Below are 25,050 nucleotides of genomic sequence, written 5' to 3' on the forward strand. Positions count from 1 at the left end.
GTTTATGGACGAGAGGCCGCGCAAGCCACCCAGCCATTACGCACCTAAACCATCATATGGTTACCCACATTCAATAAAGAAGGGGCTCCTTAGAGCCCCTTGCCGTGTCACAAATTTGCGTCGACAATATGGCTGATTAATTACTTTTCGCAGGTGGCGACGCGCCCTCAACCGGGATCACACGGGGCTTTTTCTCTTCTGGCACCACGCGGGTCAAGGTCACGGTCAGCAAGCCATCTTCTAACCCAGCCGCTTCCACTTCCACGTGGTCAGCCAGCTTGAACGTCCGCTCAAAAGCCCGGCGGGCAATACCACGATGCAGCCAAGTACGTTCGCTATCGTCTTCCGTTTTCAAGTTACCGCGAATGCGAAGTTCATTTTCTTGCACGGTGATATCCAGGTCATTGCGCGCAAAGCCTGCCATCGCCATAACAATACGGTAGCGGCCATCGCTTTCACGGATAATATCGTACGGCGGGTAACCATTGGACTGGTCCGCACGCAACGCCGCGTCCAGCAATTCATCGAAACGATCAAAGCCAACAGAATGGCGAAACAATGGGGCAAGGGAAAATCCGGTATTCATCACACTATCCTCATTCCAATCTCACCAGCAGACCCCGCAGGCATCCGCTGGAAAACGGTTTAAAAATGGTTGATGTGACAAGGAGTCAAAAGCAGTCACTAAGACTGTCTGCATTACTCCAACCGGCCAGTTGTCACTGAATAAGAAAATGGGGCTCAGGGAGCCGCTTTCAAGGGGTTGGATGTTTTTTTGGCAAGCAACGCTGAGAAACCAAAACAGTGTCTCTGGCATTGTTATAATAGTGAATCAGGCCCGATGGCCAAAATGGGTGTCGAGGCGGCAAAAACATCACGCTATCAACGTGCTGGGTCGAGCCTGTCGGCCGTGGTGTTATTGCAACGGAACCACCCAGCGATACTGTAACGTTCTCGAGTAGCTGCCAGGACTTCGTGGGGAATGTTCTCACTTAGGAACGCTACCAGCGTCCCTGCCCGAGGCTCCACTTCCGTGGCTACGCGGTTAGCATTCGCTTTGGGCCAGATACGCAAACGCCCCCCCCACTGACTTTGCCAACCTTCATTGAGATACAGCACCACCGACAAAAGCCGGCCGTTATTGCCATTAAAGGCATCTACATGTCGCTGATAAAAATCCCCCGGCCCATAGATGGCAAAATGAGACTCCAACTCAAATAACCCCATGAACAACTCACGATTCACAGCCAAACGCAGACTTTCCAGCCCTTCAAACAATTGACACTGAGCCAGCGAATCACCTTTTAACCAGCAGGTACGGTCGCTGCGTACCCGGGTGTCCTTCTGATGTTCTTGGCGACGACCAATGCCGGCAAGACGAAATTCACCATGCTGATCTTTGTAGCGCGCTTCTTCACGAAGAGCCCGCACCAAAGCAGCAGAAAAATAATTTGGCGCCACCGCATAGCCACGCCTAACCAAACCATCAATCAGGCCGTCTAAAAGGCTACCGCCCACACCACCCAACAAATCCGCATTATCGTGCACCGTCCGTGCCCTCTTAGCGTATGCGCAAACGCCGGGACCCGGCGGCAATGTTAATGCAGCGCGCCACTGGCGCCGGATTCAAAGTCATCCGGCCACAGCAACCAATCAGATTCCTGGCTTTCATCAAGCAGTTGCAACGTAGCATCCACCGTCGCTTGGACAAAATAAATAAACTGCTCAAAGGTCACCCCATTGCGGCCCAACAACAAGTCGCAGACCACAAGGCGTGGCAGGGAATCATCATTCACATCCAAAAACACCTTCACCGAGGGGTAAGCCATGTTCAGCCGGCCCAGCTCCGCCTGCACCGCAAATAAAGCCGCAGGGCGCACTTCCAATTCACTGGTCAACAGAATCCCGTCTTCTTCTACGAACAGGCGCGCGTCCACCACCCCTTCCCGTTCCTGTAGTTCGGACAAGTGCAGGGCATGACAGTGCTCACAGATATAGTGCTGAATATTGGCCTGCTGCAACCAGCGTTTAACTTGGTCAGCATCCGCGTTCACGACGCCTAACATGACATTCTCCTCAGGCTTACTGATTTGCAAGCCTCTTGACGGTCGCGAATCATCTGCCATTCGCCAAGAAAAATAAACAGCCATCGAAACACCACTTCAAGTCATTCACCCCTGCACTTTAGCGGATATGACGACTGTCCTTGGCTCATTGACTGAAAAAAACAACGCCACCGTTAGCCTTATACTCCAGTGACAACCTGCACCAGCGACCAAAGCCGTTATTCAGCGAGTATGTAAAGGCCGCAAACACCCGAGGAGTCCAAGCAGATTGAGGTCCTCATAATTTCTACGGATAAAAACCCAATAAAGCTTCGATTAAAATAACCTAAAAAGATGGCACCCTTCGACAATATTACCAGTAAAACATCTTATCTAGTATCGACCGTAACGCCCCGAGATAGATCTAACGCAACATTAGGCTGCTGACGAATATGCATCCGCCAAGCTCTCGCTTGAATAACGTTACATTAAGGCGGATATAGAAATACAACATCGTTTTCCTTTATCCGCCATACGACCTACAAGATGCATCTATTTTTATAACAAATACTTACATTTGCTGAAGCCTGTAGAGTAACCTCATCAAGTTTTTACAAAACTCCTTATTCAACAGATTGCGCAGCAACTACACAGCTCTCTACTATCAAACGGGTAAGACATCATAAAAAAACGAGGAGTGAGCCGTGTCTTTGCGCCATGCCATACTTGTCCTATTACAAGATCAGGAAGCCAGCGGTTACGACCTCGCTCGCGAATTTGCCAACAGTATCGGGCTAGTATGGAACGCCACCCACCAGCAGATCTATCTTGAGCTGGGTAAGCTCAACGATCAAAGCATGGTGAAATATCGCCATATTCCCCAAGATGGCAAACCAGACAAAAAACTATACCGGATCACGGATGAAGGGCGTGACGAGTTGACTCGTTGGCTTCGTAAACCCGCAGCTCCACCTCGAGTTCGTGACGCTTTTATGGTGAAGATTGCTGGCGGAAGCATGTCCGACAGCGCCACCATCATTCGAGAGCTAGACGACCAGACGGATCTACGGCGTGAGCGACTGAACACCTTTGAAGCCTTGGCCGCTAAACTGAATGACACCCATCAGGACCGTGACCTGTTCACTTACCTAACCCTGCGCCGTGGCATTCTGGACCAACAAACTTGGCTACGCTGGGCCGACGAAGTCCGTAGCGCCCTGGAAAAGCGCGAAGAGCAGGCTTCCTCCGTACCCACATCGGTGTAATGCCCCATAGTGCAACAGAGACGCTCGCCCGCCAACTGGGCTGGCTAGTACACGCTCCCGCTCTGTTGCGCTGCTCTCCATTTCTGGATGCCAGTATTCTACTGCAGCATGAATTGCAGGCGGACCCGGCATTACTACGCGCCGAGCGGCCGAACGATTACACGTTCACGCCGCGCCACGGCGTCTAGGATTACTCTTTCAGCATTGTAATCCGCGCCCCCTTTTTTAACCGCCCCCATGAGTAGAAGGTTAGCCCACCGGTAGTAGCTGGGTCGGGGGTACTCCGCCGATGACTGAATTCGGCCGTTCGTTATTGTATTGCCACAGCCACTGGGTCGCCGATATACGCGCTTATGATTTTAGGAGTAGCCTTTCACGTTGCGTAAATACATAAAGCACAGCCCGAATCTCCACTGTAGTGGTGAAGTGTTTTTGGCCACCGACTTTTGAGCATTGCTGTAGCTCTTTTCCGCCACATTCAGCGCTAGTTCATCGGCATGCTTGTGTGGTCTGAGACTGCTGTAGTAATCGAGCATATAGCCGGTCACAGATTGCTTCACTGCCGCAACATTGGGGGTAGCCAATCTCAGGCATCCATTCCGTTTTCAGTCTCCTGAAGAAGCGCTCTGTCGAGGCATTGTCCCAGCAATTACCTTGTCGACTGAGGCTCTGCGTCATCCGGTAACGTCAAAGCAACTGCCGGAACCCCAGGCTGGTGTACTAGCAACCTTAATCCGAGTGAAACAGAACGTCTTTGGGTGAACAGCCGCGAGATTCATACGCCAGCATCAACGCCTTTTCTACCATGTCGGTGTTCGGGAAGAACGACAAGACCCTGCCCACCGGTTTACGAGGGAACTGCTCGATGACGACCGCCAGATAAGCTCAGCGGGCTCCCGTCCAGATATAGATAATATCCCCTACCTAGGCCTTGTTGGGCGCTCTTACATCGAACTCACAGTCGAACAGATTGGAAATATCCACGTGCGACTGATCGGCCTTCTTGTAGACGTGACTCGACGGTTGAGTGTTGACCAGCCCAAGCTCCTTCATTCGCCTGCGCGCTCAGCCCACAGTTTACGCACCCAATATTCCATCGTGGACTTGCCGACCCCCATAGCATCGCAACCGCGTTCAAAGTGTAGCCCTGGTCGACCACAAGCTCCGCCGTCTCCAAACGAAACTCCGGGCTAAAAGTTCTTTTCTCCGTCATCATATCCACATGACTTTCTCTGTGAGAGATCATGCACTTAAAAACAGGTGGCCAAATTCGCTATGCCACTACAACCCTCAATGGCTAGGGAGCACCCAGCTAATGACGGTATTTATCTCCCTCCTCCAATATACGGTGACGGTATGGGCGTTTAAAAGCTGCGCGGACAAATTAGTTACTAGGCGAAGTTCTAGCTCACAACGCTCAGTATGAATTGACGATATTTTTACATCTAGGAAATCAAAATATCGCCCCACCGCTGGGTGCAGTGCTTTAAACAGGGCCTCCTTTGCTGAGAATACCACTGTAAAACCATATTCTATATTTACAAAGTTTCCGTGAATAAACTCTAAGTCCTCATGACTGAGAATACTTGGGCTCAAGAGGGCTCGATCGTCTGCTGAAATCACTTTTTCGACATCAATTCCAGGAGAAACAAGCGGTGCCTGAGCAGGACGAGGCATCATCATACAGAATGCACTGTCTCCATGATGACTGATTGAACCCAACACTGTCGGCGGCCACTGCGGCTCACGCCGCAAACCAATGCCAATAATCTCTGGCCTTAAATCTAATTGAATAAAAGCATTATGTGCTGCAATGCGTCCAGCAAGAAATTCGGCTTTGCGTGAGGCTGTCGCATTGCTTAGCGTGGCGGGAAGGGGAGTTTTGTAACGTGCAAAGAGGGCATCATGGTAATGCGCGGCGTCAAAGCGGCAGTGATAGCAGGTGCCGGTAAAACCGCTGAGTGTAACGGTTTTACCAGCAGTAAAAAAATTCGATAGCCCCTGTGTTAATGGCTTAATCACGTCGCCGTAACTTGCGTGGATAGCGCTCAATTATCAGCCGATAACGTGTTGGCATTGAGGTCGGAAGAATCGAGTAAGCCCCATTGTGTCAATAGATCTATCGCACATTGAACGCCATTTTCCTCGGCCACTTTTACTGCCATTTTAGCGGCGGCGTTTTGCATCTCAGGTACACAAGCCATGTTGATGGCGGCGACTAATTTCTCAGCGGTGAGGTCTTTGCGTTTAATCATTTTGGGCGCCACACCATTTTGCTCAAGTCGCCAAGCCCAGAACGGTTGATCACCAAAAAATGGAATAACCACCGAAGGAATGCCCGCGCGAATGGTTGCGGCCGTGGTACCCGCACCGCCATGATGAACCGCGACACAAACCTTGGGAAATAGCCAGTCATGCGGCGCAGCCTCAATAACTAAAATATTAGGATTATTATTGAACTTTGCTTTAAGCCCCCCCCATCCCGTCGCAATAATTGCTCTGCGTCCACTTTCTGCAACGGCTTCATAGATGAGGGCACTAAGATTATCGGTGTCGTCACTTAGCATACTGCCAAAGCCGATATATATTGGTTTGTCGCCAGTAGCGAGAAACTGCTCTAACTCCGCTGATGGCTGCCACTGTGATTCACCGTTTAAAAACCAATTTCCTGTCACTTGCACACCCGCGGGCCAGTGGCGTGATCGTGGAAGTAAGGCGGGACTGTAGCCGTAAAGAATCCTGCGGTCTTCTATCTTTTGTTGATAATACGGGCCATACCAAGGTAGTGCCGGCAGTTGAAGGGCTTTACGCACTGGACTGTAAGCTGCACTTAGCATACGCCATGTAATGACTCGCAAAAGGTGGTAAAGCCATTCGTTAACCCTGCCGTTACGTGGTTTGCTCGGTGGTGTCAGCATCATCGGCGGAATGTCAGGGCAAGGGGTTACTGGCTGCAAATGCGTTTCTACCGTCGGGATATTCAGTGCTTCGCCCAGAGAGTTCGCTAGCACCGCCATCATGCCATTGCCTAACAGTAAATCAGCATCTTTAGCGGCGGCCAACCCTTCTTCAGCCCAGTGTCGACCCATATCCTTAAGATGCTTGCGCGCGGTGTTCATTAAGGCCAAGGGATTCAGGCCGCGTTGAATAGCACGCGGATCTTTAGCCATAAGTTCAAAGAAATCTGCGGTCAAGGGCGCATATCTCAGGCCGTGATTTATAACCAAGTCCTTACAGGTTTTACCACTGGCGATACAGACCTTATGGCCCGCAGCCTGCAATCCTAAACCCAGAGCGATAAAGGGCCTAACGTCACCCTGAGTGCCGATACTAAAGATGGTAATATTCATTAACAGCCTAAATATGGTAGTGATGTTTAAGCATAATTACTGCTCTTTTACAGCGCTAATAAGTGCCTCGCACTTGACACCTTGTACTGAGGTTTCACGGTAGTTCATTTGTACGCCACATTTTATGGCATAAGTGAGTCAGCGATTAAGGGGCCGGTTTTCGTTAGCGCAGGTGCGTCGAACATATCTTGGTGATGGCAGTCCACGTGATGAATCGTGAGTTTGCCAACATACTCTTGCCAAATATCAGCGCTGTTGTGCAGTACATCGACCATGTCAGTTTCTACTGTTTCAGTTGCGGCAATAAACAGCATTGCAGCTTTGATTTTCCCTGGCGTGAACTGGCGGGAAATAACAAGATTATTTTCGATAATCAGCCTAACGCTCTCTATAATATTGCCATTACTTTGCTGCATTTCTTTCACAAAAGGGAGGTTGTGAATATCATATTCGCGGCACAACAAATCGCTTAAATTGGCCATACTTTCTTCGCCTTGAGGCAAAGAGTCCGAGGCCAAACCCATAAAAGTCAATGCACTTTGTACTAATTGTGCTTCGTCTGCTAACTGCGCTGGCTGCTGCACATAAGGGTAGGAATCCAACACTGCTAAATAACCTATTTCCTCGCCTTCAGCCTCTAGGAGTCGTGCGATTTCATGTGCCACTAATCCACCTAAGGACCAGCCCAATAGTTTATACGGCCCTGCTGGCTGCACGCGTCGCAGTTGTTCAATATATTCGCCAGCCATTTCTGTGATGCTTGTAGGTAAACCTAAACCTGCAGCCCCATGTTGTTGGGGTTCGGTGGCTAAACCTCGGGCTTGCACACCATAAAGCTGTTGTTCTTTATCGAGATAGCGGGTTAAACCGCTGTAGCTCCAACTTAAACCAATTACCGGATGGATACAAAACAGCGGGCTTGCGGTGCCAGAGGATTTAAGCGGTAACATCATGTCCAAGGGGTCAACAGATTGATGATGTTCTAATTGCGCAGCGAGTTCTGCGATTGTGCTGGCTTCAAAGATGGCGGCGAGAGGAATATCCTGAGTAAGCAACTCACGTAAACGCGATACCATTCTTGCAGCTGTTAGAGAGTCGCCGCCTAGGTCAAAAAAGCTATCGTGAATACCGATTCGTTCACGCCCAAAAATCTCACACCATAAAGCCGCGAGCTGTGTTTCTAGCGTTGTACGAGGTGCGACATAACCAAGAGAGGCTTGCCAGGTCGGCTCCGGCAGGGCGTTTCGATCTAACTTGCCATTAACGTTGGTGGGCAAGGTATCGACACACATAAACACCGATGGAATCATATAATCAGGTAAGCTTTGCGCTAAGCGCTTACGCAACACTGCAGTATCAACTATTGCGCTCTCTCCGGTGTCGAGCCTGCAGGGAACAAAGTGCGCGACTAACCTTTTCTCGCCGTCCGGATTTTCGCGAAGGGTGACAACGGCTTGTTTTACACCCTCGCAACGTTGGATATTTGATTCTACATCTTCAGCTTCTATACGAAAACCACGGATTTTAATTTGAAAATCATTACGGCCCAAATAATCTAATACACCGTCTGCGCGCCAACGAACTAAATCACCGGTTTTATATAAGCGACCAGCCCCAAAGGGGTTTTCGATAAAACGCTCTGCGGTAAGTTCAGGCCGATGTAAATAGCCTTTTGCTAAACCAACACCGCCAATATACAGTTCCCCAATCGCTCCTAAGGGCACTGGCTGCATCTCTTGATCTAACACATATACTGTCGTGTTTTGGATCGGACGACCAATCGGCGGCGCGTCTAAATCGTCGCCATCTAACTTCATGATGGTAGACCAAATCGTAGTTTCAGTTGGGCCATAGAGATTAATAATAGGATGGCCTAATTTGCGCATTTTATGGGCGAGTTGCGCAGGCAATGCTTCCCCCCCCACCAAGGGCCGTACATTGCTAATTTGATCGGCATAATCTGCCAATAATGCTTGCCAGTGGGAAGGTGTCGCCTGCATTAGGTTAATTTTTTCATCGGCAATAAGCGCTGCAAGCTTTTCGGGATCTTTTGCAATCTCGCGACTTGCGATCACCACCTCAGCACCACTGATCAATGGCAAATATAATTCAAGCGCGGCAATATCAAATGCGACGGTCGTTAAAGCTAATAATTTATCATTGGCATGAACTTGCAGTTCATCCTGCATAGCTAACAAAAAATTCAATAACGCCCGGTGGCTGATTTCAACCCCTTTAGGGCGCCCAGTTGATCCAGATGTATATATAACATAGGCACTGGTGTTGCCGTGAATAGGTGCAGGGTTAATACTTGTTTCAGCTAAGCCAGTATCGACAGTATCTAAATTAAGTACAGCGACATCGTCTTTAAATAATGCACGGCTAATAGACGACGCAGATAAGATCAGCGTAGGCTTACCCTCACCCAATACCAATGCCAAGCGCTCTGCAGGCGCCGTCGGATCTAACGGCAAATAGGCGGCACCAGTTCTCATTATGGCGAGAAGAGCGATTGGCATAGATTCATCGCGGGGAAGAGCAACTGCAACAATGTCGCCGCTGCCAATGCCACGCTGGATTAAGGCGTGGCTTAACCTAACGACTTCACTCTGTAGTTGCTGGTAAGTGAGTTTTTTGTCACCACTTGTAAGAGCTATCGAATCCGGCGTTTTTATCGCTTGGCTATCAAATAGCGCCAGCAAATTAGTGTCTGGTAATGGCTTCTCAGTTTTATTCCAGTCATCTAAGATGCATTTTCTTTCAAATTCAGACAACAGGCTTATGTTTCCGATTGGTGCGCTAGGATCGTTAACAACCGAACTAATTAGCCGCACAAAACGGTCTCTGTGAGTATCTAAATCATGTTGAGAATACAGGGCGGGGTTAGCATCCAAATCAATACGCAAGCCCGCATGAGCACCACGATCATAGATAAACACCGTTAAATCTTCGACGGTGCCGTTGGAAATATTATGGGCGAGGCACTGATGACCGCCAAATCGCAGGTCATAATCGAAGGGCTCTATATTCACGCCGACCCAAGAAATTTGCTGTCCTTGGCCTAGCAAGCCTAGCTCACGGCGCAAATCCTCATAGCGAAACATCTGATGTCGCAAAGCCTGCCTGACAGCTTTAGATACTTGCGCTGTTAAAGTGCTTAAATTGAGCTCAGCATTCATCGCCAAACGAATCGATACTGCATTGGCCATCATGCTCGGAATACTGCGCATATCACGATTGGGGCGAGCAGATACGGGCATACCAAATACCAAATCATCTGCGCCTGTCATCCGATATATATAGGCCGAAAACAAACCAATTAGTATCTGAGGCAAACTCGCCTTAGTGTCTTTTCCTAAATTACGCAGTGTATTGCTAGTGTCTATAGATAACTGAGCGGTGCTCCTGCGCATTCCCCCCGCGCGCACTGCATTGTGTCGGGTAAGCGACACCGGATCGGGTAATCCGCTAAGTTGATTTATCCAGTAATTACGATCACGCTCATACCGTGCAGACTCACGGTAGCGCTGCTCTTGCTCATGCTGAATGCGCAAAGGTAGAAATGGACTAGGACCAATGTCTCGATGCTCAAGTAAAGCATTATAAATCTCGGCGCATCGCCGTGAAATAATGCCGGCACTAAAACCATCAAGCACTAGGTGATGGCTACGTTGATACCAAAAATAACACTGCTCACTAATTTTAAAGAGTGCGCAAAACCACAGCGGGTCACAGGCATGATCAACAGGCCGATGGAGCTCATCCATCATCCATTTCTCTGCTTCAGACCTAGGATCAGTGGCCCCGCTCAAGTCTATCACCGGAAACTCGCCTTTATAGCGATCTAGAATAATTTGCTTAGGACCGTCTGCTGTGTCGTGAATCTCGACTCGAGTAGTCTCAGCCTCTTGGGTAATTTGCTTAAGCGCGGCAATGAAAATATCGACTTTAATTTCACCAAGAATTTCACAATATTCCGCTATATTATATACCGCATCTTTAGGCCCAATTTGCTCACCAAACCATAAACCACGCTGTGCGCTGGCCAAAGGGAGGGATTTGATTTCCGGCGAGATAGATCCACCAAGGTTTGTGCAATCCTGTTGCTCATTGAACTTGTCTTCAGGCTGGGTGCCCCGTAATGAACCATTTGATGAATTAACAAGCGCTACCGTTGAGCTTGATTGAGCGGCTATACGTTTTTTCATTGACGTTGGTCTCGATAGCTGAGTATTTTCAATCGCAGATTCAAATCAGAAGCACACCACCCTTTAAGTGGCAATGACCTTGGTATGCTCTCTCATTAAATCCGGTGGGGTTTTATAATTCAATATATTTCTGAATCTTCGATTAAATCTTCTGCGTTCTTTAGCCGCTTTTTTTTTATTTTTTAACGTCCGTACTTTTTGGCCAGAACCGCCTCTTTAATTCGTTCGAATTTCATTCAAATGTAATAACCTCCCATTTTAACTGGAGCTAAAAGTAGAGGTATGGGCCAAGGGCCATATTTTCCATTCATGGTTGTAAAGCCATCGCCACTGAGTTGCACAATCCTGAATATCAATAATTGAGTGGAAACTGTAGCGGCTTACCTGGCTGAATAAATGACAGTGTGATGCCATTCTTATCAGTCTAGGCTGCGAGTACACCACGGAGATATTCCCACCCATTGTCGCCACGCAATCGCTTGAGCTTACCTCGGCATTCAATCAGCCGATCCCGTGTTCTGATAACCCCCTCAGCGGACAAGGAGAAATCCACCTCTATACTCTGGCCTTATCGATTACATTCATCGGTCACGTTGAGCAACCGGTAACTGCGGCCATAGCCCAACTGGTCATGCATGAAGTTCGCCGACCACGTCTCGGTGATGCTCAGCCGGTACCGACAGTTCCTCAAGTTTCTCACGCTTGAGCCGCTTCTTAGGCTTGATTCGAAGGTTAAGCTCCAGCTCTCGGCAAATGCGGTACACCCGCTTGTGATTCCATGGAAAACCCTTCACGTTGCGCAAGTACAAGAAACATAGACCGAAGTTCCTGTTGCGCTGGTTGCGAGTTAACCGCAGCAGCCAATCGACGATGGCGGCATTTTCGTCGCTGAATCTGGCCTGATAACGGTAACCGCGTTCACTCATACTATAGGCCTCGCAGGCCACTAATCTTCCCCCGACAAAATAGACACGCTTCATTTCACGCTGCCATTCTCTCGTATTCTGCCGGGGCCACGTAGCCAATGCCAGAGTGTAACCTTTTCTGGTTATAAAACTGGTTGATGTAGCCACTCAGAACCGCTCGCAACTCTTGCTCATCCTTAAACGATACGCCATGGATCACTTCAGCTTTCATACTATGCAAGAACGATTCCATATGCGCATTGTCCGTGCAGTGTTTAGGCCGATTCATACTGGGTCTGATGCCGTGCCTACCTAGCTCGTTCTGGATCAAGTACGCGCCATACTCCACTCCACGATCCGTATGGAATATTAGACCGGAACACGGCATTCGCACCCGTAAAGCATGGCGCAAGGCCCTCAGAGTCAGATTAGCTGTCTTCCTGTCCCCCAGCGACCAGCCAATCACCTTCCTCGAATAGACATCCAACACGACCGCCAGGTACTGCCATTGCCGGTTAACCTTGATATAAGTGAGATCCGCTACCCACTGCTGATTTACCCCGGTTGGAGCGGGCCTATTCAGGCGCAGGTTCTTGTGGCGTTGATAGAATCGCTCCACCCCCGGCACCCTGCGGTACAGCTTTGCCACACGCCCCACCAGCGAAGCCTCCCTCATCAGCCTCTCAACACGCTTACGGGCCAATCCGGACGCCTTCGTGACGCAAGGCCTGATGCACTCTCGGGCTGCCATAGACGCCCCGGCAATCCCCATGGATCCGGCGCACTTTCTTCAGCAAGCATCTATCTTCTCGGGCTCGTGGCGGCTCCTTGCGTTTGCACCACGCATAGTAGCCACTCCTCGACACACCCAACCAATTGCACAGGTACCTGACGCCTAGTCTTCGTCCGTGTTCCTGGATGAATCCAAATCGCTCTGATGTCGATCCGACAGATACCGTTGCCACTTTTTTAGAAGGTCATTTTCCTTCTGCAAGCGGGTGTTTTCCCGTTTGAGCTTATCGAGCTCTTTCAACTCCTCGCCGGAGGGAGCTTTCTTTTCTTTCATCACACCAACACGCTTTCGGCCATCTGGCTTGATCTTTCCTTCACGGTATTCCTTGCGCCACCTCGAAAGCATCATCGGGTGGATATCCAACCCAGCCGCCACTTGCTGAACCTGAATGCCTTCCTGACAGCTAAGCTCAACGGCCTTTACTTTAAAGTCTGTCGAATACCGCCAAGTCTTTCTCGGATTGTTGTATCGGGGCATATGCCACCTCCTCTGATTAAGAGAAGGTGTCCACTAAAGCGGGGGAACTACACACCCGCATACTGACGCCCTGTTAACCAACCGCTGCTTTAGAAAGCTCGCGCCTTTGGCAGGGCTTATCACTTTTTTCGACGGCTTCCTTACGTAGCTCAGACTTGAGGCGCTCCTCAGCGTACATCTTTTTCAGCCGCCGATTCTCTATCTTCAAGCTCCTTCAGGCTAGCCATTATTGAGGCATCCGTGCCACCGTATTTGCTGCGCTACTTGTAAATTTAGCACTGCTCAGCTATTCCCGGCACAGCTCAGGTACCGGAACACCGCCTTCGGTTTGCTTGAGAATAGCCATGACTTGGTTGTCAGTAAATTTTGATCGTTTAATGCAAAACCTTCTGCGCATAGAGCACGAGAATACTCTAATTTTGGCTCCTGCTAATTCCTGGGGGATTATGCCGATATCAATCAGAGATTGCCCGCGCTCAGCGAGTAAAACAAGGCGGGGAAGAAAACGGCCAGCCCCTGCTAACACGCGGCAGCCTCTTCTATCACTGCGACACTCCCAGCGAAGGGGAAATGCTGGCCGCTAGCCACGAGCACGGATGGTGGCGAACCATACATGAGTTGGATGAGGGTACTAGGTCCATCATTGATCGTCCGTTCTGGACGCCCCCGTTTATGTCGGACAAAGAGCCCACTTTCGTTGATCCCCCTTCATTGATTGACTATGTTGGATCAAACTCTCGCCCCTCATGGTCACAAACCCTCTCCATGACCAACCGGGCTTCATTATACCTGTCAGCTGGCCGACCCTATGAAATCACAACAACCGCCGGCCTTAGTTAATGATCAAGGCCAGGTCGCTTTCGGCGTATTCCCGCACACTGTTGCTACCATCAACGGTCGTGAAGCGGATTATCGCACCCCCATGGGCAAGCCGGCGTCGTCTTTTACTCGGCATTTTCATTACAAGCAGTTCCAGTACTTCGGCATTATCAGCGATGAACTTCTAGCCGGTTGCGCATTTGCCCACACGGCCTACTTGGGCATGGCTTTTTTCTATCTTTTTGAGCCGCAAACCGGCGTTCTCCACCAGTATACTTGGCGCTCACCATTAGGCAAAGGGTTGCACATGTCGCCTTCTCCACGACAAGGAGAAAGCGTATTTCAGCAAAAGAATGTGGTTATCCGCCTCGGTTACCAGCAGGATAGTGTAGGTGCTCTCAGCAAAAGTCTATCAGTGAAGTTAGACGACCTAACCCTCCATGCCCAGATGGACGAAGGCACAGATTTTCAACCCATGTCTTTGTGCACCCGCACCGGTATTAATGGTTGGGTGTATGCCAATAAAGTGGCAGGCAAAGCCGTCACCGGATCACTGCAGCGCCAAGGCAAGCATACTGACCTGACTGCCTTAGATGCCAGCGGGCACCATGATTTTTCCGCCGGCTATATGCGCCGTGAAACCTTTTGGAATTGGGCCTGCCTGTCCACCCGGGTGGGCGACACTCGCGTCGGACTGAACCTATCCTGCGGTGTCAATGAGACAACCTTTTCCGAAAACTGCTTGTGGATTGATAATGTCATGGTCCCTACCGGCGGGGTGCTATTTGATTACAATCGTGATGATCTGATGCAACCTTGGGATATCCATAGCCTCTGCGGGCGGGTAAACCTGCAGTTCACTCCCAACGGGAACCACAAAGAGCGCCTTAATTTGGGCCTCTTTGCCAGCAACTTTAATCAGCTGTTTGGCCACTTCGATGGCGAACTTCGCCTGGATGACGGGCGCCGACTTTGCATCAAACGCCACTACGGTTTTGTCGAGGAGCAATACGCAAAATGGTAGATCAAAAACGCGACACCGATGAAAGTACCGACCAACAAACTTCCACACCGGCAACCTTCAATGAAAAAATCCGCCGGGGTTACTTCTGGATGGTGCAATACTGGCGCGAACTATTTAACTTCAAGTTCGATAAATACATGATCATTCAGGTCCTACCGGGTGTGTATGGTATCGCTCTGGCCGCCATCGCCTTGGTTCTGATTTATTTGTGTGTGGACGCGTTTATGACGTCCACTTGGCGCGGCCTTTTTTACTTTTTCATTGGCGCGCCACTCACTTTCCTAGTAACCGCATCGGTATTACGCGCCCTGCTGGAATTTTACATGGTGATGTTCAAAATTGCTGCTCACGTGGATGAACTGGTGGGGTTACGCGACACGGTTGATCGCTTGTCCGGCATTAGCGACAGCGTCGACGAAATGGTTTCGGTGACCCGTCGCATTCCTTTCTGGCGCACCCTTTCCAGTAGCGACCGCCCCCGCCCGGGCCGAAAAATCAACCCGGAAAACAAAAAGAACGATAACAAGTAACGCCTTCGCCAACAGGGGTTACGGCAGCGCTCTCTGCCGCCCCAGCCTAGACACCCAACAGACTGGTGGAAAGCCTGTATAAACCTAGTTTTCCTGTGTGGCCTCCAGCGCAGTCAGCAACAAGCGCTGGAAAATATGTTCTCGAACCCCTTCCGGCTTGTTAAGTTCCATACGTTTCAATTGCGCAGCAAACTCGGACGGGCTGCCATCGTGGAATAACGCCCTGCGTCCCAATTTCAGGTACTCCTTGTGACTCACTTTTTCTTTCAACCAAGTTAACGCTGTCAACAAGCGTTGCTCGACCTCAGTGAAGTCCGTACCCAGCGGAAACAATGGAAAGCTATCCTTACCGCACCGTTCTGCTATTTCGTGCAGGTGTTCGGGATTATTACGACGATGCACTTCAGGTATTTGGTAATCCTCACGCAATTTACCTGCTGCCTGAGCTTGCTCCATCAGCTCTATCTGAAAACGGCTATCGGCCACGTTTAGCATGGCCATCACCACTTCCTCATCGGTCTTACCACGAAGGTCGGCAACCCCATATTCTGTGATCACTATATCGCGCAAGTGTCGAGGAATGGTGTTATGGCCATAACTGAACACTATATTGCTCATGACCTCGCCAGCGCGTTCTCGCCAGGCTCGTACCATTAAAATAGAACGGGCACCTTCCAGCTCATGGGCCTGGCTGACAAAGTTATACTGCCCGCCTACCCCGCTAAGTACCCTGCCGTTTTCAATTTGATCCGAAGCCACCGCGCCAAGCAAGGTGACGGTGAAAGCGGTATTCACAAAACGGGCATCTTGACGCTGTAACCGTTTGAGGATTTCATCACCATACAAGTGATTGATGAAACTGATCCGGGTCATGTTAATTTGGGCGTGCTCTTGCTTACTCATCTCCCGCAGGCGCGCATAAAAATCACGGGGGCCCAGGAAAAAGCCACCATGCATGACTACCCCCCCAACCAAACGGTCACCGAACACCGCTTTCAGAGCCTCACGGGTGGTGCGATCATCCAGATCATTGGGTACCGTCACCCCATTGGGCAACTGTAATTCATCCCCGTGCTTATCAATTTCATTACGAAAAATGCCAAACCGCTTCAGCGTACGCAATTGCTCCTTATCCAGCCGCCGACTAATTGCTGACTGTTCTCGCAAAGCATCCAGCAGTGCCAGCCCCGGGGTGGTCGGGTTATGCATTTCCAACCGTTGCAATGGCGCCCAGTCATACACAGGGCGGCGAATGATGCCGTCATCAATCAGCGTCAACAGCCCATGGGTCATCATTTCGCTACAACCATAAACGCCCTCACGGAAAACACCGGTTCCCCCTTCTTGTTCAATCAGCGCCTCATGCTCCGGTGGCACTGCCCAGGCTTTTACTGCCTTCAAGTAACGGGGGTTATCCTGATCTCGCAAGCGCAAATGGTGCACCAGCGCATCACCCAATGCTCCAATACCGATTTGCAACGTACCGCCATCGCGCACCAAAGTGCTGGCGTGCAGCCCAACGAAATGGTCCTGAATATTCACCGGCATGTTCGGTGTACTGAACAAACGGGTATGTCCTTGCGGATCATCTACCAGTAGATCCATTTCGGGCAGCCACTCCTCCACCCGAGCATCGTTCTCCATAAACGGCAGATCCCGATGCACCTGGCCCACGGCCAAAATGGTTTCACCGGCTTCACGGCGCGCCTTTAACAGCGGCATAAGGTCGAGAGTGACTTCTGGATTGCAGGAAAAACTGTATTCATCGTTGCCGTCTACCTGGCGATGCGCCAACAACTGTGCCACCACATTCACGCCCCGAGCATTGAGGTCTCGCGCCACATGAGTGTAGTTACTGCTAATGTAATGTTGTTGCGCCACATCATTGCCCAGTATGCTGCCTGGCTGCACAAAAAACTCGAATACACGAATATTGGCAGGCAGGTTTCCACGTTTCTGCGCGGCCAAATAGGTTAACTCTTCGTAGTCAGCAAAAAGCCGATCGGCAAACGGATTCAGAAAACGCTTTTCCAAATCGCTGCCAGCACTGGGCTTGCTCAGAGATAAAGCCGTATAGATATCAAGGCTCAAGCGTGTGTCCGCCTCCACACGGGCGTAGAGCGCATTCACAAACCGGTTAGGCTTACCCAGCCCAAGCGGCATGGCTAGGCGAATTTCGCCACCAGTGGCCTCAATAACCCGATCCACCGCCAGCTCTACCTGATTAATTCGATCCGTCACAACATCTCCTTGTTTTTAATCGGCTTACTGACTCAACGTGCTCAATGGCTGGCCGTATTAGAGACCAGCGTGACCAACACCACGCCCGTAATAATACAACCCATACCCACCATGGCAGGCACGTCAGGGAGCTGCTTGAAAAACACCGCTCCCACCAACGCAATCAATACGATACCCACTCCTGCCCAAACCGCATAGGCGATACCCATAGGAATAGTGCGCAAGGCTAGGGACAGGGCATAAAAAGCAATGGTATAGCCCACTACGGTGGTCACCGAGGGCCACAACCGGGTAAAGCCCTGAGAGGCATTCAATGCCGACGTGGCCACGACTTCCGCCACAATGGCTAGGGACAAATAGAGGTAACCCATAAAACTCTGCCGCAATGAAAGGCGCTTTCGTTAGGGCTGGCGGTTCACGCCGAAGTCGTCAGCAACTGATCCAACAATGCCTGCCAGTGTGCCAGTTGTTCGCCCGCAAAGTCAGCCTGATTATGTCTCACAATCAGCACCAGTCGCGAGTCACCGTCTTGGTCAGGCCAATCATTCAATGGTGTCATCTCCGGAGCTTGCCCCGCCACCCACTGCACCAGCAAAGGGCCATCCAAGCCGCTTACCTGCAGCAACCCTTTCACCCGCACCAACGCTTCGCCGCATTGCTCTTGTAACTGCTGCAGAGCAGCTTGCCACAGCGCCCAACTCAATCCATAGGGCCAGCGCAAGGAAGCACTAAATAAGTTATGACGCCCCTGGCTCTGTACCGGGCGACTCACCAAACCGGATACCGCAGGCGTAGCAGGATCAACCACCAGCGAAAACAGACCCGTCACCCTGCAGCGTCGCTCAAAAACGTTATCCAGCAATTGCGAACCGGGATCATCGTTGTCCAATCGATATTGCCGTGCTGTCGCATTCAGCTCCCGCAACTGCGACTGCAACCCTTGTAGTGAAGCCTCATCGACCTGCTCTGCCTTGGAAAGCAACAACACATCTGCAGCGTGGATTTGCTCGAGCACTTCGGGGTGGCGGTCAAGCGCATCGGTACCGGCCAGGGTATCCACCACAGTCAGTACAGACTGACAAAAAAAGCGTTTTTTTAACCAGAGATCCTGCTCCAGTGGTGAAATCACACCAAAGGGGTCCGCCGCCCCCGTAGTTTCAATCACCACAGTTTCAAAAGCAGAAATGTCTCCGCTCTTGCGAGCCATGAACAGGTTGCGCAATGTGGTGGACAAGGAGCCCTGAATCACGCAGCACAAGCAGCCCCCAGCCAGCAGCGACACCGGCACATCTCGGCGACCGGTAAGGTACTGGTCGATGCCAATATCACCCAGTTCATTGATGATCAAGGCAACGTTCTTTCGTTCGCGTAACCAACGATTAAGCAGTGTGGTTTTACCGCTACCCAGAAAGCCAGTCAGCACTACAACCGGAATGCGTGGTTCCATGGCGATCAACCCAGCGACCAGGGCAGCTGCTCGCCGGCAAAGAAAGGCACCACCGGCTCACCTGCTGCATCGATTACTGTAGGCACAGCCCAAGGTTTACGCACCAAGGTTACGGTATCAGTGTGGCGAGGCAGGCGATAAAAATCCGCACCGAAGTGACTGGCAAACCCTTCCAGCTTGTCCAGCGCATTGTGTTGCTCTAGGAAGGTCGCATAGAGCGGCAATGCCGCACGAGCTGAATAACAACCGGCACAACCGCAGGCGGCTTCTTTCTTAGTGCGTGCATGGGGTGCAGAATCAGTGCCCAGGAAGAAACGGCTATTGCCTTCAATCACCGCTTTCTGAATAGCTTCTTGATGCTGGCGACGCTTGAGAATCGGCAGACAGTAATTGTGCGGGCGCACGCCTCCCACCAGTAAATCATTGCGGTTCATCAAAAGATGCTGAGGTGTGACCGTCGCCGCTGTAAGCGCATTCGCCTCGCGCACAAAGTTAACGCCTTCTGCCGTGGTCACATGCTCAAAAACAATGCGCAATGCTGGAAATTGGTCACGGATATCCGCTAGGTATCGGTCGATGAATACTCGCTCCCGATCAAAAATATCGACCTCCGCATCGGTGACCTCACCATGCACCAGCAGCGGCACATCGTGCTTCTCCATCGCTTCGTAGAGATGCGTAATTTTGCCCGGGTCGGTCACCCCGCTGTCGGAGTTGGTGGTGGCCCCCGCTGGATAGAGTTTGAACGCATGGACAAAATCACTGTTCGCAGCGCGCTCTACTTCCTGCACCGGAGTGCTATCCGTGAGGTACAACACCATCAACGGCTCAAAGTTCACCCCAGCCGGCACCTGCGCCAGAATCCGCTCACGATACTCGGCGGCCTCGGCCACGGTATTTACCGGCGGTGTCAGATTAGGCATAACAATGGCCCGGCCAAATACATTTGCCGTGGCAGGCACTGTCTCCGCTAACAAATCGCCGTCGCGAAAGTGCAAGTGCCAATCGTCAGGGCGAGCAATAGTCAGGGAGTCGGTCATGGGATCACCTTTTACCATGGAAATGGGGACAGCGGTTCGGGAGCGTAGTGTAGCGCAAGTTCAGGGCTAGGCGGAGTTAGGAAAGCCAATGCTGCGCAGAAGCAGCGCCAGCGGAAACAATACAAAAAAAGCCCCGCATTGCGGGGCTTTTTTGAATATGGCGGAGAGGGCGGGATTCGAACCCGCGATACAGTTTCCCGTATGGCTCCTTAGCAGGGAGCTGGTTTCAGCCACTCACCCACCTCTCCGGAATGCGGTACTGCTTGTGGTCTGGTGGTGAACGCTCTTAATCGGCCCTGTCACCAAACTCGCCGCGCATGATAACGACTTTGCGAACAAAATACAGCTCAAAAATCAGGCAGACTCGCCATCTGATGATTTTTCGTGCTGAATTCGCTGATAAATTTCTTCACGGTGCACGGCAACTTCTTTTGGCGCATTCACACCAATACGAACTTGATTGCCTTTTACTCCCAGCACAGTAACAGTGACTTCGTCACCCACCATCAAGGTCTCACCAACTCGACGCGTAAGAATTAACATATGATCCCTCCTGGGGTCCTTTCATTTCCGTGAGCGCTTTCCGTACCTAAGGCTCGCGGGTTGCCGTCCTTGACGACTCCTTGGTGTAGAGACCTTTACCCACCCCTGGCACGGGGCCGATAGTATGCCTGAATCACATTCTCAAGTCTTGCCGTGAAAGGGGGCTAGACCGACCGGTCGTCGCCCCACACCTACCTGATGGTATGTCGCTCAGACGCCGGGCTGATCCAGCTCGAAGGCGGAGTGCAGGGCACGGACTGCCAGCTCCAGATACTTCTCGGCGATGACCACTGACACTTTGATCTCAGAGGTGGAAATCATTTCGATATTGACACCTTCGGTAGCGAGCGCTTGAAACATTTTGGACGCCACGCCAGCATGAGAACGCATGCCCACGCCCACCAAAGAGACTTTGGCAATCTTGTCATCGCCGATGATTTCCGGGTTACCCAGCTCTTCAGACGCATTACGCAGGGCTTCCTGAGCGCGGGCAAAATCGTTGCGATGCACAGTAAAAGTGAAATCGGCAGCACCGTCTTTACCTACGTTCTGTACGATCATGTCCACTTCAATGTTTTCTGCACTCACCGGGCCGAGGATTTTGTAGGCAATACCCGGGGTATCCGGGGCGCCACGCACGATGATCTTGGCTTCATCACGGGTAAAGGCAATTCCGGAGATTACCGGCTTTTCCATATCAACCTCGTCTTCGACGGTAATAAGTGTCCCAGGGCCATCCTGGAAACTGGACAAAACACGCAGCGGCACATTGTATTTGCCGGCGAATTCCACAGAACGGATCTGCAGAACCTTGGAACCCTGGCTAGCCATTTCCAACATTTCCTCGAAGGTAATGCTGTCTAGGCGGCGGGCGTTATCCACTACTCGTGGGTCGGTGGTGTACACACCATCCACATCGGTGTAAATCTGGCACTCATCCGCCTTCAGCGCAGCAGCCAACGCTACCGCGGTGGTATCGGAGCCACCACGGCCCAGCGTAGTAATGTTGCCGTCATTATCAACACCTTGGAAACCCGCCACCACTACCACACTGCCACCATCCAGATCGGCGCGAACCTTCTTGTCGTCGATCTCTTCGATGCGGGCCTTGGAGTAGGTATTGTCGGTGCGCAGAGGAATCTGGCTGCCGGTGTAGGAGCGGGCATTGAGGCCTTGCTTCTGCAGCGCCATGGATAACAGGGCGATAGTGACCTGTTCGCCGGTAGAGACCAGCACGTCCATTTCCCGTGGAGAGGGTTTGTCGGTAACGCCGTTGGCCAGCTCGATGAGCCGGTTGGTTTCCCCACTCATTGCGGAAACCACGACGACCACTTGGTCACCCCGTTTGTGAAAGCCCGCTACCTTCTCGGCAACGGCCTGGATACGTTCGACTGTACCTACCGAGGTACCGCCGTATTTCTGCACGATAAGAGCCATAAAGTCGCTTTTTCTGCAAAAAGGAGCGCGAAACTATACCAGAGACGCGCCACCATTTCATGTTGAGGTGGTGTGGAGGAATGAATTTGAGCCTCATTCCGCCACCAAAGTGGGTTTTCTTGGCCAAAAATACCCCGCATTAGTGGCCCAGCAGCCCTACTCGGCCACCCAGGCCTTTACACTTTCCAGCGCCCCGGGCAGCGCAGCGGGATTATTACCGCCACCCTGGGCCATGTCCGGGCGACCACCGCCGCGACCATCAACTTGTTCGGCCACGAACTTGAGCAGATCACCCGCTTTGTATTTGGTGGTCAGGTCCTTAGTAACACCGGCCACCAAAGCCACTTTTTCGCCTTCCACTGCTGCCAACACAATCACCGCGGAACCCAACTTGTCTTTCAGCTTGTCCATAGTGACCCGCAAGGTTTTACCATCGGCACCATCAATCTGCGTCGCCAACACCTTCACACCATTAATATCCTGTACTTCACTGGTCAAGTCACCACCGGCGCCGCTGGCCAATTTCTGCTTGAGACGCTCGATCTCTTTTTCCAGTTCACGGACTTTCTGTGCCTGGCTACGCACGCGATCAGCAGCATTATCCAGCGAGCTTTTCACCGTGGCCGCAATCTCGCTGAGCGCGCGCTCCTGTCGGCGCATCACCGCTAGCGCATGCTCACCGGTGACCGCTTCAATACGCCGCACACCTGCCGCTGCGGAGGCTTCCAGAGTAATGCGGAATAATCCAATATCACCGGTGCGGTTTACGTGGGTGCCGCCACACAATTCTTTGGAAAAACCGTCACTGCCCATACTCAGCACACGCACCTGATCATCGTATTTCTCACCAAACAGTGCCATGGCACCGGCTTCACGGGCGGACTCAATATCCATCAACTCCGTAGTTACCGCAGTGTTAGCGAGGATCTGACGATTCACCAGAATTTCGATCTCTTCACGCTGGGCTTCGCTGACCGCTTCTCCATGGGAGAAATCAAACCGCAGATAGTCCGCCGATACTAACGATCCTTTCTGCTGTACATGCTCGCCCAACACGTTACGCAGGGCGGCGTGCATAAGGTGGGTTGCGGAATGATTACGCATCACCGCACGACGACGATCCACATCCACACAGGCCGACACCTTGCCACCAATGGTCAAGCTGCCGCTTACCTGCTTGCCCACATGCACATGTGCTGCCTGACGCTTACGGGTATCGGTAACCATGAAGTGGGCTTCATCCGCAATTAGAGCACCGGTATCACCCACCTGCCCACCGGATTCCGCATAGAACGGCGTACGATCCAGCACCACCATGCCTTCTTCGCCGGCATTGAGGGTGTCCACAGCGGCGCCGTCCTTGTATAAAGCAACCACCGTATTGTCATCGGCCAATTTCTCGTAACCGGAAAAATCGGTTATCGCATCGATATTCAGGCGATCGCTGTAATCATTGGCAAAGCTACCGGCACCACGGGCCCGCTCTCGCTGGGCAGCCATGGCGGCCTCAAACCCGTCCATATCCACGCTCAAATCGCGCTCACGGGCTACATCCGCGGTCAGATCTGGTGGAAAACCATGGGTATCGTAGAGGTTAAACAGCACGTCACCGGGCAACACCCTACCATCAAGCTGCTCAATGGCACTTTCCAGTACTTTCATGCCCGCAGCCAAAGTGCGGCCAAATTGCTCTTCTTCCGCCAGTAGGGCCTTTTCAATTCTCGCCTGTTCCCGGCCCAGCTCCGGGTAGGCCTCACCCATCTCCGCCACCAGTGCGGCCACCAAGGTGGAAAAGAACGGTTTGTCCTGCCCTAGCTTGTGGCCATGGCGCAGGGCGCGACGAATGATGCGGCGCAATACATAGCCACGACCTTCGTTGGAAGGAATCACCCCATCACAAATCAAAAAACTGGCTGAACGAATATGGTCTGCGATCACGCGCAGTGATTTCTCTTCCAGATCAGTACAGCCCGTGGCCTTGGCCGCAGCTTGCAACAATGCCTGAAACAGATCGATCTCGTAGTTGGAATGTACGCCCTGCAGCACTGCGGCAATGCGCTCCAGGCCCATGCCGGTATCAACACTGGGCTTAGGCAGAGGCTGCAGTTCCCCATCTGGCTGGCGGTCATACTGCATGAACACCAGGTTCCATATCTCGATATAGCGATCCAGATCCTCATCTGCAGAACCCGGTGGGCCACCGGGCACATCGGCGCCGTGGTCATAAAAAATTTCAGAGCTCGGGCCGCATGGGCCGGTATCGCCCATTTGCCAAAAATTGTCTTCGTCCAACCGTGAGAAGCGCTCGGCACTGACTCCCATTTCTTTTAGCCAGATATCAGCGGCTTCATCGTCGGAAACATGCACAGTAACCCACAGTCGCTCTTCCGGTAGCCCCAAGGTGTCAGTGAGGAACTCCCAGGCAAACTTGATCGCTTCGCGCTTGAAATAGTCCCCGAAGCTGAAGTTGCCCAGCATCTCGAAGAAGGTGTGATGCCGCGCCGTATAACCCACGTTTTCCAGGTCATTGTGCTTACCGCCGGCGCGGACACAGCGCTGGGAGCTTGTAGCACGAGTGTAATCCCGGGACTCACGTCCCAGAAAAACATCCTTGAACTGGTTCATGCCCGCGTTAGTAAACAACAGTGTCGGGTCATTAGCAGGTACCAGTGAGGAGGACGACACCTTGGTGTGCCCCTGGCTGGCAAAATAGTCCAGAAAGGCCTGGCGTAATTCAGCACTTTTCATAAGAGAAACGTTTTCTTGGCTGGCGGTCAGAGGCGCCGAGTATACCGCCCTCAAGGCGTGGTTGCGATGGTGACAAGTTAACCTGAAGCAACAAGCCCCAAGCGGCAACAAAGAAGCATCACCTATAAAGCTGACAGACCCTGGCCACGTACAAACCTGAGAGGAAAAATACGGTCAT

Annotated in this window: 18 protein-coding genes, 1 tRNA gene and 3 pseudogenes; 4 read left to right on the forward strand and 18 right to left on the reverse strand. The window is 51.6% G+C overall.

All coding sequences use genetic code 11. The features are described from left to right. Nucleotides 1–136: 136 nt before the first annotated feature. From AS19_RS09145 to AS19_RS09155, 3 genes are all read right to left on the reverse strand, one after another. Nucleotides 137–586 carry an Hsp20 family protein gene (locus tag AS19_RS09145; RefSeq protein WP_011589058.1) on the reverse strand — a complete coding sequence of 150 codons (450 nt, stop codon included), beginning with the start codon at nt 584–586 and terminating at the stop codon, nt 137–139. 296 nt (nt 587–882) lie between these two features. Next, on the reverse strand, nt 883–1,548 hold the full coding sequence (locus tag AS19_RS09150) for a 2OG-Fe(II) oxygenase (protein ID WP_046961980.1): 666 nt from the start codon (nt 1,546–1,548) through the stop codon (nt 883–885). A 50-nt stretch (nt 1,549–1,598) separates the two neighbouring features. Next, nucleotides 1,599–2,066, reverse strand: a complete 468-nt coding sequence (locus AS19_RS09155) for a YbjN domain-containing protein (RefSeq protein ID WP_046961981.1) — start codon at nt 2,064–2,066, stop codon at nt 1,599–1,601. Between the two features lie 683 nt (nt 2,067–2,749). Between AS19_RS09155 and AS19_RS09160 the strand changes: the two genes are divergently transcribed. Next, complete coding sequence (locus tag AS19_RS09160) at nt 2,750–3,310, forward strand: PadR family transcriptional regulator (protein WP_011589061.1); 561 nt, start codon at nt 2,750–2,752, stop codon at nt 3,308–3,310. Beyond that, nucleotides 3,310–3,498: a hypothetical protein gene (locus AS19_RS09165; protein ID WP_035461018.1), complete on the forward strand. Its 189-nt coding sequence runs from the start codon at nt 3,310–3,312 to the stop codon at nt 3,496–3,498. Before AS19_RS09160 ends, AS19_RS09165 begins: the two co-directional genes overlap by 1 nt. Before the next feature lie 171 nt (nt 3,499–3,669). Here the strand turns inward: AS19_RS09165 and AS19_RS09175 are convergent, their stop codons facing one another. The 7 genes and pseudogenes from AS19_RS09175 to AS19_RS14235 all read right to left on the reverse strand — a co-directional run. Beyond that, complete coding sequence (locus AS19_RS09175; protein ID WP_035461017.1) at nt 3,670–3,894, reverse strand: hypothetical protein; 225 nt, start codon at nt 3,892–3,894, stop codon at nt 3,670–3,672. A 706-nt stretch (nt 3,895–4,600) separates the two neighbouring features. Beyond that, on the reverse strand, nt 4,601–5,362 hold the full coding sequence (locus tag AS19_RS09180) for a 4'-phosphopantetheinyl transferase (RefSeq protein ID WP_144412632.1): 762 nt from the start codon (nt 5,360–5,362) through the stop codon (nt 4,601–4,603). Continuing rightward, a complete protein-coding gene (locus tag AS19_RS09185) occupies nt 5,359–6,660 on the reverse strand; it encodes a glycosyltransferase (protein ID WP_046961982.1) in 1,302 nt (433 codons plus the stop codon). The genes AS19_RS09180 and AS19_RS09185 overlap by 4 nt, the downstream gene beginning before the upstream one ends. A gap of 122 nt (nt 6,661–6,782) precedes the next feature. Beyond that, on the reverse strand, nt 6,783–10,868 hold the full coding sequence (locus AS19_RS09190) for a non-ribosomal peptide synthetase (protein ID WP_082116368.1): 4,086 nt from the start codon (nt 10,866–10,868) through the stop codon (nt 6,783–6,785). Nucleotides 10,869–11,126: 258 nt separating this feature from the next. Further along, nucleotides 11,127–11,812: pseudogene (locus AS19_RS14230) on the reverse strand (DDE-type integrase/transposase/recombinase); the annotation flags it as partial. A 37-nt stretch (nt 11,813–11,849) separates the two neighbouring features. Then, nucleotides 11,850–13,043, reverse strand: a pseudogene (locus AS19_RS09200) (IS3 family transposase). Between the two features lie 79 nt (nt 13,044–13,122). After that, nucleotides 13,123–13,422, reverse strand: a pseudogene (locus tag AS19_RS14235) (transposase); the annotation flags it as partial. A 429-nt stretch (nt 13,423–13,851) separates the two neighbouring features. On the opposite strand from AS19_RS14235, the gene AS19_RS09205 reads away from it, so the two are divergent. Both AS19_RS09205 and AS19_RS09210 read left to right on the forward strand, forming a co-directional pair. Beyond that, nucleotides 13,852–14,886: a DUF2804 domain-containing protein gene (locus AS19_RS09205; RefSeq protein ID WP_011589070.1), complete on the forward strand. Its 1,035-nt coding sequence runs from the start codon at nt 13,852–13,854 to the stop codon at nt 14,884–14,886. Further along, nucleotides 14,880–15,416: a DUF4282 domain-containing protein gene (locus AS19_RS09210; RefSeq protein WP_011589071.1), complete on the forward strand. Its 537-nt coding sequence runs from the start codon at nt 14,880–14,882 to the stop codon at nt 15,414–15,416. The genes AS19_RS09205 and AS19_RS09210 overlap by 7 nt, the downstream gene beginning before the upstream one ends. An 84-nt stretch (nt 15,417–15,500) precedes the next feature. On the opposite strand, the gene AS19_RS09215 is transcribed toward AS19_RS09210, so the two are convergent. From AS19_RS09215 to alaS, 8 genes are all read right to left on the reverse strand, one after another. Beyond that, nucleotides 15,501–17,657, reverse strand: a complete 2,157-nt coding sequence (locus tag AS19_RS09215) for an acetyl-CoA hydrolase/transferase C-terminal domain-containing protein (RefSeq protein ID WP_035461015.1) — start codon at nt 17,655–17,657, stop codon at nt 15,501–15,503. A 41-nt stretch (nt 17,658–17,698) separates the two neighbouring features. Continuing rightward, a complete protein-coding gene (locus AS19_RS09220) occupies nt 17,699–18,028 on the reverse strand; it encodes a multidrug efflux SMR transporter (RefSeq protein ID WP_035461014.1) in 330 nt (109 codons plus the stop codon). 44 nt (nt 18,029–18,072) lie between these two features. After that, the gene (locus AS19_RS09225) at nt 18,073–19,104 is read right to left on the reverse strand and encodes a GTP-binding protein (RefSeq protein WP_035461013.1); all 1,032 of its coding nucleotides are present in this window, start codon (nt 19,102–19,104) and stop codon (nt 18,073–18,075) included. A gap of 5 nt (nt 19,105–19,109) precedes the next feature. Then, nucleotides 19,110–20,144 (reverse strand): dihydroorotase, encoded by a 1,035-nt coding sequence (gene pyrC, locus AS19_RS09230; protein ID WP_035461012.1) that lies wholly within the window; start codon nt 20,142–20,144, stop codon nt 19,110–19,112. Between the two features lie 158 nt (nt 20,145–20,302). Further along, nucleotides 20,303–20,392 (reverse strand) — tRNA-Ser (locus AS19_RS09235). A gap of 106 nt (nt 20,393–20,498) precedes the next feature. Beyond that, a complete protein-coding gene (gene csrA / locus AS19_RS09240; RefSeq protein WP_011589077.1) occupies nt 20,499–20,687 on the reverse strand; it encodes a carbon storage regulator CsrA in 189 nt (62 codons plus the stop codon). A gap of 210 nt (nt 20,688–20,897) precedes the next feature. Further along, nucleotides 20,898–22,124: an aspartate kinase gene (locus AS19_RS09245; protein WP_011589078.1), complete on the reverse strand. Its 1,227-nt coding sequence runs from the start codon at nt 22,122–22,124 to the stop codon at nt 20,898–20,900. A gap of 156 nt (nt 22,125–22,280) precedes the next feature. Beyond that, entirely contained in the window at nt 22,281–24,872 is a 2,592-nt protein-coding gene (gene alaS, locus AS19_RS09250) for an alanine--tRNA ligase (RefSeq protein WP_046961983.1), read from the reverse strand. Nucleotides 24,873–25,050 lie beyond the last annotated feature (178 nt).

The organism is Alcanivorax sp. NBRC 101098, from assembly GCF_001010505.1.
Lineage (GTDB): Bacteria > Pseudomonadota > Gammaproteobacteria > Pseudomonadales > Alcanivoracaceae > Alcanivorax > Alcanivorax borkumensis.